13 protein-coding genes are annotated in these 12,950 nt (G+C 45.3%); 1 reads left to right on the top strand and 12 read right to left on the bottom strand.

Translation table 11 applies throughout. The features are described from left to right. Window positions 1–10 precede the first annotated feature (10 nt). Window positions 11–1,507: a potassium/proton antiporter gene (locus ACQY3M_RS03930; RefSeq protein WP_428066165.1), complete on the bottom strand. Its 1,497-nt coding sequence runs from the start codon at window positions 1,505–1,507 to the stop codon at window positions 11–13. 44 nt (window positions 1,508–1,551) lie between these two features. Then, window positions 1,552–3,510 carry an LTA synthase family protein gene (locus ACQY3M_RS03925; RefSeq protein ID WP_428066164.1) on the bottom strand — a complete coding sequence of 653 codons (1,959 nt, stop codon included), beginning with the start codon at window positions 3,508–3,510 and terminating at the stop codon, window positions 1,552–1,554. 173 nt (window positions 3,511–3,683) lie between these two features. On the opposite strand from ACQY3M_RS03925, the gene ACQY3M_RS03920 reads away from it, so the two are divergent. Then, window positions 3,684–4,070 carry a copper resistance protein NlpE N-terminal domain-containing protein gene (locus ACQY3M_RS03920; protein WP_428066163.1) on the top strand — a complete coding sequence of 129 codons (387 nt, stop codon included), beginning with the start codon at window positions 3,684–3,686 and terminating at the stop codon, window positions 4,068–4,070. Between the two features lie 163 nt (window positions 4,071–4,233). Here the strand turns inward: ACQY3M_RS03920 and trxB are convergent, their stop codons facing one another. The 10 genes from trxB to yajC form a co-directional block, all read right to left on the bottom strand. Continuing rightward, window positions 4,234–5,163, bottom strand: a complete 930-nt coding sequence (trxB, locus tag ACQY3M_RS03915; protein ID WP_428066162.1) for a thioredoxin-disulfide reductase — start codon at window positions 5,161–5,163, stop codon at window positions 4,234–4,236. Next, window positions 5,156–5,713 carry a Maf family protein gene (locus tag ACQY3M_RS03910; RefSeq protein WP_428066161.1) on the bottom strand — a complete coding sequence of 186 codons (558 nt, stop codon included), beginning with the start codon at window positions 5,711–5,713 and terminating at the stop codon, window positions 5,156–5,158. Before ACQY3M_RS03910 ends, trxB begins: the two co-directional genes overlap by 8 nt. A 1-nt stretch (window position 5,714) precedes the next feature. Further along, complete coding sequence (locus ACQY3M_RS03905; RefSeq protein WP_428066160.1) at window positions 5,715–5,945, bottom strand: hypothetical protein; 231 nt, start codon at window positions 5,943–5,945, stop codon at window positions 5,715–5,717. A gap of 72 nt (window positions 5,946–6,017) precedes the next feature. After that, window positions 6,018–7,544, bottom strand: coding sequence for a glycosyltransferase family 9 protein (locus ACQY3M_RS03900; protein ID WP_428066159.1), 1,527 nt, complete (start codon window positions 7,542–7,544; stop codon window positions 6,018–6,020). Beyond that, window positions 7,534–8,808 carry a 3-deoxy-D-manno-octulosonic acid transferase gene (locus ACQY3M_RS03895; RefSeq protein WP_428066158.1) on the bottom strand — a complete coding sequence of 425 codons (1,275 nt, stop codon included), beginning with the start codon at window positions 8,806–8,808 and terminating at the stop codon, window positions 7,534–7,536. The genes ACQY3M_RS03900 and ACQY3M_RS03895 overlap by 11 nt, the downstream gene beginning before the upstream one ends. Then, window positions 8,808–9,467, bottom strand: coding sequence for a lysophospholipid acyltransferase family protein (locus ACQY3M_RS03890; protein WP_428066157.1), 660 nt, complete (start codon window positions 9,465–9,467; stop codon window positions 8,808–8,810). Before ACQY3M_RS03890 ends, ACQY3M_RS03895 begins: the two co-directional genes overlap by 1 nt. Then, window positions 9,468–10,091 carry a hypothetical protein gene (locus ACQY3M_RS03885; RefSeq protein WP_428066156.1) on the bottom strand — a complete coding sequence of 208 codons (624 nt, stop codon included), beginning with the start codon at window positions 10,089–10,091 and terminating at the stop codon, window positions 9,468–9,470. A 6-nt stretch (window positions 10,092–10,097) separates the two neighbouring features. Then, window positions 10,098–11,093 carry a protein translocase subunit SecF gene (gene secF / locus ACQY3M_RS03880; RefSeq protein WP_428066155.1) on the bottom strand — a complete coding sequence of 332 codons (996 nt, stop codon included), beginning with the start codon at window positions 11,091–11,093 and terminating at the stop codon, window positions 10,098–10,100. Further along, a complete protein-coding gene (secD, locus tag ACQY3M_RS03875) occupies window positions 11,090–12,496 on the bottom strand; it encodes a protein translocase subunit SecD (RefSeq protein ID WP_428066154.1) in 1,407 nt (468 codons plus the stop codon). The genes secF and secD overlap by 4 nt, the downstream gene beginning before the upstream one ends. Further along, window positions 12,493–12,834 carry a preprotein translocase subunit YajC gene (yajC, locus tag ACQY3M_RS03870; protein WP_428066153.1) on the bottom strand — a complete coding sequence of 114 codons (342 nt, stop codon included), beginning with the start codon at window positions 12,832–12,834 and terminating at the stop codon, window positions 12,493–12,495. The genes secD and yajC overlap by 4 nt, the downstream gene beginning before the upstream one ends. Window positions 12,835–12,950 lie beyond the last annotated feature (116 nt).

Below are 12,950 nucleotides of genomic sequence, written 5' to 3'. Positions count from 1 at the left end.
CTACCTCCAATCAACTGTTGTATATTTCGTACTTTTCCATGCCGGCTTTGCCGCAATAGTCCTGCAAGTCCTCTTCTTTCGAACCTATAATAAGCAGCTTGTCGCCGACTTCCAATCCGGTATTGCCGTTGGGTATGAAAAATTTTCCCCCGCGCTTTATCATCATTATCATCACGCCTTCGCCGACGCCCATATCACCTACGGTATTATAGGTTTCTTTAAATTTTTCGTCGACTTTAAACTCCGCGGTTACGGCTATGTCTTCCGGCATCTCTACGGAAAAATCTTTGGTAAATTCCGGTTCGCTCAGCAAACCCAGCAGCTTCGCGCTATACGGCACCGTAGTGCCTTGCACCACTAAAGATATTATAGTTATAAAAAACACTATGTTAAATATCTCCCGAGCATGAGGCACCCCCTGGACAAAAGGATAAGTCGCAAATATTATCGGAACAGCACCCCTAAGTCCTACCCACGATACGAACCATTTAGCGTTGCGCGTCATCTTTTTGAACGGCCACAGACATATAAAAACGCTTATGGGCCTGGCCGCTATTATCATAAATATGCCTATCGCCACCGCCGGCGCCCATACAAAAAATAGCTCGCTCGGGTTTACCAATAAACCTAATATCAGGAACATTGTTATTTGAAACAGCCACGTAAGCCCGTCAAAAAACGTTATCACGCTCTTCTTGTATATCATCTTATTGTTGCCAACCACCAAACCTGCTATATATACCGCCAAATATCCGTTGCCTCCCAACAAATCCGTAAAGGAAAATATAAAAAATACAAACGAGAGCAACAATATCGCATATAACGCCGAATAGTTCAGATTTATTATATTCATCACAAATACCGCCAAACGCCCAAGCAAGTATCCGAACACTATCCCCAGCACAAATTGTATTACCAAAGTCCACAGCATAACGTCTATGCTCGCACTGCTTGAAAGTACAACCTGTATAAATACTATCGTAAGCATATACGCCATAGGATCGTTAGAACCGCTTTCAAGCTCCAGCAGAGGACGCATATTTTGCGCCAAATGTAGATTTTTGGATCTTAAAATAGAGAAAACCGAAGCCGAATCCGTTGACGACATTACCGACGCCAATAACATACAGCCGCCGAAACTAAGTGATAAATACTTAGGGAACAATCCTACCATCGCGTATATAAACAGGCCGGTTATAACCGCTGTGAGAAGTACTCCTACCGTAGACAGAATTATACCTTCCGCCACGACGGGTTTGATATCTGAGGCTTTCGTTTCCATACCGCCCGAAAACAATATGACGCTCAATGCCGCCATACCCACAAACTGAGCCTGTTTGAAACTGGAAAACTGAAGGCCTAAACCCTCGCTGCCGAATATCATTCCCACTACCAAAAACAAAAGCAGCGCCGGCACGCCGAAACGATAGCCCGTCTTCCCCGCTATTATGCTTACAAACAGCAGGATTGACGCTATCAACAAAAAATTTTCGGCGCTTATTATCATCGCTCCCCCATAAAAACAAATAAAAATCCGTCCGCAGCTGTATATTACTTATTGTGATAGGTTATGTATTTGGCGGCTTCATACAATCCTTGCGCCAAAGTCTTCATTCTCTCGCACTTTTGCGGATACTGCCCGCAATAGTCCTTTTCCCCGTCGTCTGATCGATATTTGAACATTCCCTGCTTGGAAGGCCATATCGTATAGTAGAAATCGTCCTCCACAAAACCTATCCGCAAAGGCGCGCCCGAAGAGGCTAAAATGAAAGCCCCGCGTTTAATGTTGTCGTCAAACAAGTTGCGGCCCAAAGCAGTTTCCCTGTATGGCTTGCCCAGCAGGCCAGACATCGTCGCCGTTATATCCACTTGGCTTGCCGGCTTTTCGTCTATTGAAGGTTCTATGCCGGGGCCCACCACTATCAACGGAGTATTGTTCGTGGTAAGTTCCAAATCTATTATGCCTTTAGGAGTATTGCGCGACTGCCACGTGGTAAGGCTGTGATCACCGTATATCAAAAAGTATGTGTCTTTATAGAAAGGTTCGTTCTCTATCAATCTAAAGAACTCACCCATCGCATAATCCTGAAAACGCATTGAATTGTATTCTTCATTACCGCTGAAACCGTATTCTTTAAGCAAATCTTCGTCTTGGTGTATTTCCTCAAAGTCGCCCCTATCTTCTGGGATCGTATACGGACGGTGAAAACCCGAGGTCTGTATCATAGCGAAAAACGGTTCCTTGGTTTCCGAAAGAGTTTTCGCCGCATAGCGGAACATATCCAAATCGGATAGGCCCCAAACGTCATTACGTTCCACATTCTCGTAAGTACCTTCTTCGTAAATTTTAAGGCCTTCAATATTGTACTGCAATAGCCCGCGGATATTGCCCCAGCTGGTGCTGCCGCCTATAAAATAAAACTTATTGTAGCCCTTAAGATCGTTTATCAAAGTGTGCTGGCTGACTATCATAGGATTGCGAGAAGAAGTCTTAACGGTGGAGGTATCCGGCAAACCCGTTATCGAAGTAAATACGCCCTTAGCCGTCCCAGCAGTAGGCGTAAAGAACCGCGTAAACAAACGGCCTTTGCGCGCCAAAGCCTCCATTTGGGGCGTAGTCTGAAGTTCGGGATTGTTAAACGAGGATTTGTCAAAAGAAAAAGACTCCGTAAGTATCAACACCACATTGTAGTCCTTATCCTTGGGAGCGGGCGTTACGATACGTTCAAAATTTAGCTTTTCCGCATCCTTTTCTTTAACGCCAAGATAGTCGGCGACGACGTCATAATATTCCCTTGTTTTATTCTCGTCGAAGCTCACCCCGCCTTTTGCGAATTTATAAGTATCAAATAAATTCTGCAAAGGATTTAGCGCCAAAGCAGATATAAAAGCGTTCTTGCTGAAATAGGCATTGCTCCACCTTAACGGATACTGCGAAAACCGCCCGTGCACAAAAGCCGCCGCTATCAAAAGACCGATAAGCGCAAACCAATAATCTCTCTTGCGAGCAGCAGTTCCGCCGTAGGCGAAATTAAGCAAAACCCTGAACAAAAACCAAAAAGCCGCCATTAAGACAAAAAACCCCAACGCCAAAGTTACTACAGGGTAACTCTGCCAGACCATCTCGGCCGAAGTTACCGTATTTGCCGCCAATTCAAAGATATAGGCGTTCAGCCTTTCCGTCAAATAGGCAAAATATCCGAAATCGACAAAATACACCAACATTATCGCGCCAAAGGCACAAGTGTAAAGAGTCAGAAGCGTATTTTTCAACCATTTTCTATACGGAAAAAGAAAAGCTATACCCAAAGGCAGGGCAAAAAGAAACGCTATTCTCAAATCAAATCTGGAGCCTATAAAAAAAGCGCGTTCAAGCAAGGAGGACGACAAATCCTCCTGCGGTTTATTGGCAAAATAAAATATGGCTCTAAGCAAACCGAAAAAAACGGCATTACAAAAAGCGAATATCAAAAAAGCGACGAATCGACGCGGTATTCTAAGATTTCTCATATTTTATATTTTACATTATCCTATAACTATTTACCATAATGGTTATATTCGAGCGCGTAATGTAGAAAGCACTTTTACTTAACCTTGAATTATCCGCCTGCAATCGCTTGCGAGGTGATTATCTCAGGATAATTTTATAGAATTGTTATATTGTAATTTTAACGGGATAGATTATGACTGCCGCAAAAAAACTTCTTCTGATTATATCTTTGGTTCTGCTTTGTGCGTGCACGCAACGCAATATAGCGGGGCAATACTTTGGCATTATTCCTTTGCCCGACGGCTCCAAAATGGAAATAGAACTTACCTTAAATCCCGATTATACCTTTTCCATCCAGACAATATATCAGGAGAATTTGGCCGCTTCCTTCAAAGACAGCGGCACTTACGGAATAGCCGACAAAAAATATATCACCCTAAGATACCCCGGCGACAGTATAAAATTCCTTAAAAAAGACGAAGACGGCTCCCTAAATATTCTTACCGTAGAGGGAAAGGAAATAAAAGGCCCTCTAAAAAATTCTTTTAAATTACGCAAGAAGACCAACCTCCTCTTTTGACCCTCGCCGATATTTAAGCCTCTATAAGCAGGGCTTAGAAATCCGCCGATATATTTATCGCGCAAACAAAAAAAGTAAAATTTTAGGCAATAAAAAAGCGGATTTCGTTTAATCGGCAAAACCGATGTTTGACAATCGCCTCGAACGAAATCCGCTTGGTATTTTACTTTATCAAATTGACGAAACTTATCGCCTCTATGGCGGCCTTTGCGCCGCTGCCCGCAGCTACTATGGCCTGCTTGTAGAATTCGTCGGCGCAGTCGCCCGCCGCGAAAATCCCTTTGACGGAGGTAGACATCTTCTCGTCCGTTTTTACGTATCCGCCGTCGCTAAGGTTTACCCCGCTGTCTTTCAAAAATCCCGTCTGCGGGATAGAGCCCACCGCAATAAACACGCCGTTTACTTTTATCTCTTTTAACGATCCGTCCTTAACATTCTTAAACACGGCGCAGGTTACCATGCCGTTCTCGCCTTTTATTTCCTCGGCAACATAAGGGATAAGGATTTCTATTTTAGGGTTGCTTTTCGCTTTCTCTACGGTAAGTTTATCTGCTCTAAATCCGTCGCGCCTGTGCACCAAATACACTTTTGAGCAGAAATTTGTCAAGAATAATGCGTCTTCAAAAGCCGTATTGCCCCCGCCGATCACGGCCACTTCCTTGCCTTTAAAGAAAAATCCGTCGCAAGTCGCGCAAGCCGATACGCCCTTGCCTTTATACTCGCCTTCGCCTTTGACGCCCAACCAACGCGCAGCCGCGCCCGTGGCTATTATCACGCTTAAGGCCTCGTACTGCTCCCCACTTTCCGCCGATATCCTAAAAGGGCTTTCCGCCCCTTCTATTTTTATTACCGTTTCCCCCAATATCTCAGCGCCCAAGCGTTTGCACTGTTTGTGCATTTTGTCCATTATCTCAAAGCCGGATATCGGGTCTATAAAGCCGGGATAATTTTCTATATCGTTGGTCTGCAAAAGCTGCCCGCCCAAATTGGCACCGCCGAGCATTATCGTCTTTAAACCCGCCCTTAAAGTATATACCGCCGCCGCGCATGCAGCCGGGCCGGCGCCTATAATCAAAATATCGGTCTTAATCATTTTCAAACTCCTTTATCATCTCCAGAAAAAGCTCGGAAGGAAAGCCCACCACATTGTCCGCAGAACCTTCAAATCTCTCTATAAACATATCGTCTTTGTCCTGCATGGCGTAAGCGCCCGCCTTATCCAAATGCTTGCCCGCAAGGCCTTTTAGGACGTCCTCGCCAAGTTTGCGAGCTTTGCATCTGGTAACGTCGTAGCCTCTAAATATCTTATTCTTTTCCTTACAGATTATCGCCAAGCCGCTGTATACACTCTGCCAGCTGCCGTTTTCTTTATGCAATAATCTCAGCGCGTCTTTTTCGTCCTTCGGCTTGCCCAATACCTCGCCTTTGCAATAGACTATCGTATCCCCGCCTATCACCACGGCGGTAGGATACAAAGCCGCTACGCTGAAGGCTTTTTTTAAAGCTATGTCCATAACGCGGGCATGGGGCATCTTTTTGTCCGTACTTTCCTCTATGTTTGAGGACATTACGTCAAATTTATACCCCAGTCTTTTAAGTATTTCCCTGCGCCTGGGCGAGGAGGACGCTAATATAAGACGCATTTTATTTCTTCATCAAATAGCTTACTATCAGATAAGACAATATCAAACCTATTATCCCGCATACGTTAAAATTGAACGACAATGCATGCACCCCGATGTCAAACACCCTTACCAGGCTGCCGACAGCGTCGGAAGGCAGTATCGCCACCACAACTTTTTCCAGGCCGTAGCCTATAAGGCCCGCTAAAATAAAAAATATTACAACAAATATTACGCTTCTAATGCCTCTCATATTTACCTCAGTTGTACCTCAGTTAATTTATCTCTATAAAATTATGCGTATTTAATCCTACGCGCTCCGCTCTTAGCCGTTATGTATATTCAACATCTCTTTAGCGGTATCAAAGACTTCGTCTACCGTTATGTCTTTCATACATTTAAAATGGCCAAGCGGACATTTCTTCCCGCCGTGCAAAGCGCACGGGCGGCAGGGCAAGCCTTTAACTTCCACCACTCTGTTGCCCTCGCCGTACGGGAAAAAGCCGAGCTCCTTCGTCGTCGGCCCGAAAATCGCCAAAGTCGGTACGCCAAAGGCCGTAGCTATGTGCATAGGCCCCGAATCGTTCGTAACAAACAATCTGAAATGCTTCATAAGCGCCATAAGCTCCGTCAAAGTGGTCTTGGTGGCGAAATTTACGGGGTGCGCGTCCGATAAACGGCAGACTTGTTCGCTCAAGTCCAAATCCGCCTTACCGCCTACTATTACCGAAGTTACGCCAAGTTCCTTTTCCATTCTGGTTATAAGTTTGGCGTAATTCTCAAGCGGCCAGCATTTCGTAGGCCAGACGGAACCCGGGTGCACGCCTACCAAAGTTTTGCCTTCCAAGCCCGCCTCTTTTATCATTTCTCTGACGCTGTCCTCGGCGTTGGCGCCCGCGCCCTGCATATTCAAATTGGCCGATTTGAAATTCTCGTTCACTATACCCTGCAAAAGATACAAATTGCGTTCCGCGTCGTGTATCATCCAAGTAAACGGGACCGTTTTCGTAAACAAAAAGCGGCCTTCGCTGTTAGTAAAACCGATGCGTACTTTAACACCGCTCAGCTTAGCTATCAAGGCACTCCTGAAACTTCTGTGCGGAACTAAAATAACGTCGATATTGCACTTCTTGATATTTTTTGCGGTTTTAAATACGCCAAATATCTTGCCCAAGCCTCTTTTATCATCGATAATAACTTGATGGACTTCTTTTAAATTCTGGAAAATTTCCACGTTCGCCGGACGCGTTACCACAAAAATCTTGGCCTGAGGGAACATCTTTGCCGTCTTTTGGATAAGCGGCGTCGTTAATACAGAATCGCCCAAAAACGAAGTTTGGAAAATACAAATATTCTGAACTTCCTTCTTTGACAAATCTACCGCCTGAAATTTCCAATCGTTCAAATCGGGCGTTTTGTATTTTATCGGTATATCCCAAGGCTTGAGCGCTTCAAGATACTTTTCAAGAGTATGTTTTTCCAAGGCGGGGCTGGGCATTTTAAATTTGACGTATAATCTCCTCGCCAAAGAATTTTTGTTGTAGCGCTGTTTGTTGGGGATACCGGAAAACAAAGAAAGCAACATCGTCCTAAGAGTAGAGTGTAAGTCAAGCAGGTGGGTAAAATGCGCGGCTCTTATTTCTCTCAAAGTAGGTATAAAGCCTTTAAACACCATTATTTCGTCTATATCCGGGTGCCCCGCCAAAGCCTGCGCGAACTGCTCTTTTACCAATAAGGTAATTTTGCTGTCGGGCCATTTCGCCTTTATATTCTTAAACACCGGCGAGAGCAACACTATATCGCCCAAAGAAGATAATCTCAAAACCAACACTTTATTGTTTTTATTTTCCATATTTTTCAACTACCTTTAAAGTCCTGTCGGTAGCTCCTTTAAAAGATAAAGAACATTCTCCGGCCGCGGCGCCGCTGGCGGCGAGCAAAGCCTTGTCATCAAACAAATTCTTCAGTTTCGCGGCGAAATCCTTCTCCCCCGCCAATATCCCGCCTCCGCTCTTAAGCAGAGCTTCCGCCACGTCAGGCGTATTATAATAATATTGCCCGAATATTACAGGCTTGGCAAATACTGCCGCTTCCAAAAAATTGTGCCCCCCGCATCTGCTTATGCTGCCACCTACAAAACATACTGTGCCTTTTTTATAAAAAGCGCCAAGCCAGCCCATGGCGTCGGCCAGTAATATTTGGCAGTCTTTTAAATCGCCTTCGCGCTTGTAAGAACTAAGAGAGGCATATCTCAGTCCGCTGTCTTTTAAAGCACGCAATATCTGTTTCTTGCGCTCAAGATGGCGCGGCGCTATAACAAATTTTATCTCCTTTAATTCCTTGGCGGCCGATATTATTATTTGCTCCTCTTCCTCGTGGGTGCTGCCGCAGACCGTTATAAAAGCATTCTCCCAGCCCAGCGCGCGGAATACTTCTTCCACTTCTTCAATTTTTGAAGGGCTGTCATTAAGCAAATCGTACTTTATATTGCCGCAAGAGTAGACCTTATCGGCCGCCGCACCGGAAGATATGTACCTTTGCGCTATTTCCTCCGTCTGCGCACAGATAAACGTCATCTTTTTAAACAGCATTTTTGTCAAAGGCGAGATAAGTTTATATCTTCTAGCGCTCCGTTCCGAAAGACGACCGTTCACAATAGATACTTTTACCCCATTATTGGCGCAGGCCGATATCATATTGGGCCACAAATCCGATTCCACTATAAACAAATATTTGGGATTATAGAATTTTATAAATCTCTTTATTAAAGGATAACAATCCACCGGCATAAGCAAGGCTTTGTCGAACAAGGGTTCCTTCAATGCCGTATTCTGCCCCGCCGCGGTAGATGTCGTTATTATAAGCTCGCAGCCGTAATATTCCTTTAAAAGTTTCGCCAACTTTATAACGGAACGCACTTCCCCCACACTGGCGGCGTGTATCCATAAACTTTTTTTGATTTTTTGGCCTTGCCGTCTGAGAACAAAACGCTGGCTTAGTTCATAGCGCAAATTCCTTAAAAGTTTGCGGCGCGGCGAAATAAGGAAAAATATTACTACGCCCAAAGCGGCAAATGGCGTGCATAAATTGAGAATTAACAAAATTACGTATCCCATTAAGATACCGCCTTTACCGCTTCTGCGGTAGCTTCGTTGAGATATTCCGTAAGTTTTATACGGCATTCTTCTATGCTGTCGTCCTCTCCGACCCAAAGCGGACGGCCGTAAATTATCGCGCATTTTCCAAAGGGTAACGGTATCTGGAACTTATCCCAAGAGTTTACCGAAAATTTATGGCTGCTCGCCACGCCCGCCGGTATTATCGGCAGCTGCGTCTTTTGCGCCAAATATATAATGCCCGAATGAGCTTTGTATATCGGCCCTCTGGGCCCATCGGGCGTTATTGCGGGATTATAGCCCGCCTGCGATATATCCATAAGCCCCCTAAGCGCGGAATATCCGCCGCGCGTGGTGGAGCCGCGCATGGCCTTCATCTTAAATTTGGGCAAAGCTCTGGCTATATATTCCCCGTCTTTGCTCATGCTTACAAGTACGCATATTTTGCCTTGTTTTCTATAAGGGTATAAAAGAAAAGTCTGCTGATTGTGCCAAAAGGCGTATATCACCCGTTGGCGTTTATCTATTTCTATGGCGTTTTTGTCGCCGCCGCGTATGTATTTTGTAAAAAAACCGCACAGACGAACGTAAAATGAAATAAAATTCGCCACAATAGCATATTTAAGTTGACTGGTCTTGCTTCTGATAATCTTAGGCATCTATTTTTTACCTTTCTTCTTATACCACGGCATTATAAAAACTATCGTCGCCTTGGGTTTTATTTGTCCGTCTTCAATCGTTACGTTTATTTTGGAGGCGTTTAATCTTTCAAAAACCGCCGGCAAGGCCGCTTTCGCCTTCTCCGGCTCCACTTTGGAGGCTTCCCTCAAAAATTTAGGCAAGGGCCCGTAGGAAAAGGCCGGCGCGTACAACAACTCATACCCCTGCGTTACGCAATCCTCCTTTTCGGCGTCTTCTTTAATCAAATCCGCTATAAAACTGACTGCCGTGCGCAGGAAATCGTATATAACTATATTTGCCGTCGCCGCAGCCTGCATATTATCAATGGCGGCCGCTTTTTCTATCTCGCCGCCCAAAGTTATTACACACAAAGAAAACCGCTCTTCCTGCTTTATCCCCGCGGAAGATAGTTCCAAACACTGTCCTTCTACAAATTCATAAACGACACCCGGCCGCAAAGCCTCGTGCAAAGAGGCTATAAATACCGCCAGATCGCTTTCAAGGGGAAACCCCGCCGCGGCCATATCTATATTGGCTAATTTTACGCGGCGGAGTATCTCCTTTAAATGTATAGCTACTTTAAACTTCTTAATTTTCCTCATCGGCTTTTATTTACCGGCTTTGGATTTCCTTTTATAAGAAGATTTCTTTTTTACTTCGTTTTTCTTAGGTTCTACGGCTGGCGCTTTCACGTCTGAAGGCGCTCCTACGCTGTAATTCCCGCCTTTCGTCCACTGATACACCAACCCCGGCACCAATACCATCGTGGAGTAAGTACCGGAGATCAGCCCGATAAGTATCGCGAAAGAGAAGTTGTTAAGCACTTCGCCGCCCATAAAATATAGTATGGCCGCGGCCGCTATTACCGTAAGAGAAGTGATTACCGTTCTGGAAAGCGTGTCATTTACGCTGACGTTAAGCAATTCTTTTATGCTCCATTTGGGGTGAAGACCGATATTTTCCCTCACTCTGTCAAAGATGACTATGGTATCATTGACGGAGAAACCCGCAATGGTCAGCAAAGCTGCCACAATTACCAAGTCAACCTCCAACTGAAGTATGGAAAATACGCCCACTGTTAAAAGCACATCGTGGAACAAGGCCACAACCGCCATGGCGCCCCATATGATATTCTGGAAGCGGAAACCTATGTATATCACCATAGCCGCCATCGCCAGAATTAAAGCCATTATCGCTTTCTTGGCCAAGTGATTGCCCACTGTCGGCCCGACGAAATCCTTCTGTTCAACCACGAAAGGCGTATTAAGCATGTTCAAAGCCGCCTCTATGTTGTTTGATACGGCGTTGACGTCTTCCTGACTGCCTTTTACTTTAATGGAGAAGGCGTTCCTGTCGACGAACGTTTGTATGTCGGCTTTGATGCCTTTTTCGGTTAAGGCCGCGCGCAGATCTTTAATGTCCACGCTCTTTTCAAATCCCACCTGCATAACCGTTCCGCCGGTGAAATCTATACCGTAGTTAAGGCCTTTAAATATTACCGAAAGCAGACACGCCGCCATCAGCAAACCCGAAATTACGAAGAATATCTTCCTTATTCCGACGAAGTCTATATTTGTTTTTGGAAGCATTTTAAAATATTTCATATACTAATCTCCTTCGGGTTGGCCGTAAGCAGCAACTCGTAGATGGCTCTCGTCACGAATACCGAGGTAAACACACCGACGAATAAACCCAAGGTCAGCGTCAAAGCGAAACCTTTTACCGGGCCGGTGCCGAATTGGAACAACAATATAGACGCGATCCAGGTGGTAAGGTTGGAGTCGAAAATAGCGCTCCAAGCCTTTTCGTAACCTTCCTTAATGATAATCGGCAAAGGTTCGCCTTTGTCTTTTTCCTCTCTCATACGTTCAAGAATAAGAACGTTCGCGTCTACGGCCATAGCCAGCGAGAGTATGATACCCGCTATGCCGGGCAAGGTCAAAGTGGCGGAGAAATACGCCATCAACGCCAACAAGAATAGCAAGTTCAAGAACAATGCTATGCTTGAAATGATACCCGAGAACCTGTAATAAATGCTCATGAACAACACGATAAATATAAAACCCACCAAAGACGCTTTTATACCGCTCTTAATGGAGTCTTCGCCCAAGCTGGGGCCGATGGTGCGTTTTTCTATGATGTTCACCGGTGCGGGAAGCGCGCCAGCCCTAAGCACGATGGCAAGCTGTCTGGCTTCTTCCATAGTGAATTGGCCCGTTATTTGCCCGTCTCTAGTGATTCTAGCCTTTATCGACGGCGCAGACTGTACCGTATTATCCAAGATTATGGCCAAATTTTTGTTTAAGTTCGCGCCCGTAAGATTGCCGAACTTCTTCGCGCCTTCGCCGTTAAACTGGAAGCTTACCGCAGGATAACCGTATTCACCGGTGGTTACTCTGGCGTCTTCAAGGTCGGCGCCGGTAACTGCGGCGGTATCGGTCAAAGCTACCAAGAAGCCCTGCTTGTCGCGCATTACCGAAATACCGGCGGGAACGAGCTTCGCGGCTTCTTCCGTCAAAGTACCGTCGGGATTGAAAGGCTCGTCAAGCTCGTTTAACTTGTTTATCGCCTCCTGCGCGGCGGCGTCGTCTTTGACTATCCTAAACTCCAACATCGCCGTCTTGCCTATTAAAGCCTCGGCCTGTTCGGGGTTGGCTATACCGGGCAGCTGGACGGAAATCCATTTCTCGCCTTGGCGGGTTATTGGTATTTCCCCTACGCCGTACTGGTCAATCCTGTTGCGTACGATTTCTATGGCGCGCTGCATCGCTTCGTTGAGGCTTTCTTTACCGCTTAACTTTGATACGTCAAGCTCCAACAGAAGCGAGGATCCGCCCCTCAAATCAAGACCAAGATTAAGTATTCTTTTTGGCCTGTCGCCGCTGGCTTCGAGCTTTTCCCTTTCCTGAGGGGTTTTGGAATACCACTCATAGCTGGGCCAAAGCAAAGCCACGGCGCCAAATAATGCTGCTAATATTATTGTCCATTTAATGGCAAGCTTGTTCATTTAGATTTGGCTCCGTTGTCAAGAGGTTGGTTCTTAAAAATAGAAACTATACCGCTTGGTAAGACGGAAAATTTAACGTTTTCCGCCACTTTTACTTCTATAATTTGGTCGTTAAAGCCGGCCACCGTGCCGACTATACCGCCCATTAAAATCACTTTATCGCCCTTTTCCAGGCTGCTGATAGCCTTTTTCTGTTCTTCTTCACGTTTCTTTTGGCTTCTGCTCGTCAAGAACATGAATACGACGAAAAACACTATTATTATCAAGAACATGCCGTTAAAGCCCATGCCCTGCCCCGCTGCTGCGGTTGTGGCTGCGGCCGCTGTTGTAGGTTCCATTGCTCCTCCATAAATGTTATATATATACTGATTTTAGCATATTATAAAGGCATTTTATATACACATTTCGCCCCTCCACAGCCTAAGAAATGGCAATGAGTATTAAAACTTTTTTC

It is taken from the genome of Candidatus Proelusimicrobium volucris, assembly GCF_959605025.1.
Classification (GTDB): Bacteria; Elusimicrobiota; Elusimicrobia; order Elusimicrobiales; family Elusimicrobiaceae; genus Proelusimicrobium; species Proelusimicrobium volucris.
This window is presented reverse-complemented; position numbering and strand designations above follow the sequence as displayed.

Bases quoted from the DNA above. Each gene is read 5' to 3' on its own strand.
- ACQY3M_RS03925 (WP_428066164.1), bottom strand. From the start codon at position 3,510: ATGAGAAATCTTAGAATACCGCGTCGATTCGTCGCTTTTTTGATATTC.
- yajC (WP_428066153.1), bottom strand. From the start codon at position 12,834: ATGGAACCTACAACAGCGGCCGCAGCCACAACCGCAGCAGCGGGGCAG.
- ACQY3M_RS03920 (WP_428066163.1), top strand. From the start codon at position 3,684: ATGACTGCCGCAAAAAAACTTCTTCTGATTATATCTTTGGTTCTGCTT.
- ACQY3M_RS03890 (WP_428066157.1), bottom strand. From the start codon at position 9,467: ATGCCTAAGATTATCAGAAGCAAGACCAGTCAACTTAAATATGCTATT.
- ACQY3M_RS03900 (WP_428066159.1), bottom strand. From the start codon at position 7,544: ATGGAAAATAAAAACAATAAAGTGTTGGTTTTGAGATTATCTTCTTTG.
- secD (WP_428066154.1), bottom strand. From the start codon at position 12,496: ATGAACAAGCTTGCCATTAAATGGACAATAATATTAGCAGCATTATTT.
- ACQY3M_RS03930 (WP_428066165.1), bottom strand. From the start codon at position 1,507: ATGATAATAAGCGCCGAAAATTTTTTGTTGATAGCGTCAATCCTGCTG.
- ACQY3M_RS03885 (WP_428066156.1), bottom strand. From the start codon at position 10,091: ATGAGGAAAATTAAGAAGTTTAAAGTAGCTATACATTTAAAGGAGATA.
- ACQY3M_RS03895 (WP_428066158.1), bottom strand. From the start codon at position 8,808: ATGGGATACGTAATTTTGTTAATTCTCAATTTATGCACGCCATTTGCC.
- secF (WP_428066155.1), bottom strand. From the start codon at position 11,093: ATGAAATATTTTAAAATGCTTCCAAAAACAAATATAGACTTCGTCGGA.
- ACQY3M_RS03910 (WP_428066161.1), bottom strand. From the start codon at position 5,713: ATGCGTCTTATATTAGCGTCCTCCTCGCCCAGGCGCAGGGAAATACTT.
- ACQY3M_RS03905 (WP_428066160.1), bottom strand. From the start codon at position 5,945: ATGAGAGGCATTAGAAGCGTAATATTTGTTGTAATATTTTTTATTTTA.
- trxB (WP_428066162.1), bottom strand. From the start codon at position 5,163: ATGATTAAGACCGATATTTTGATTATAGGCGCCGGCCCGGCTGCATGC.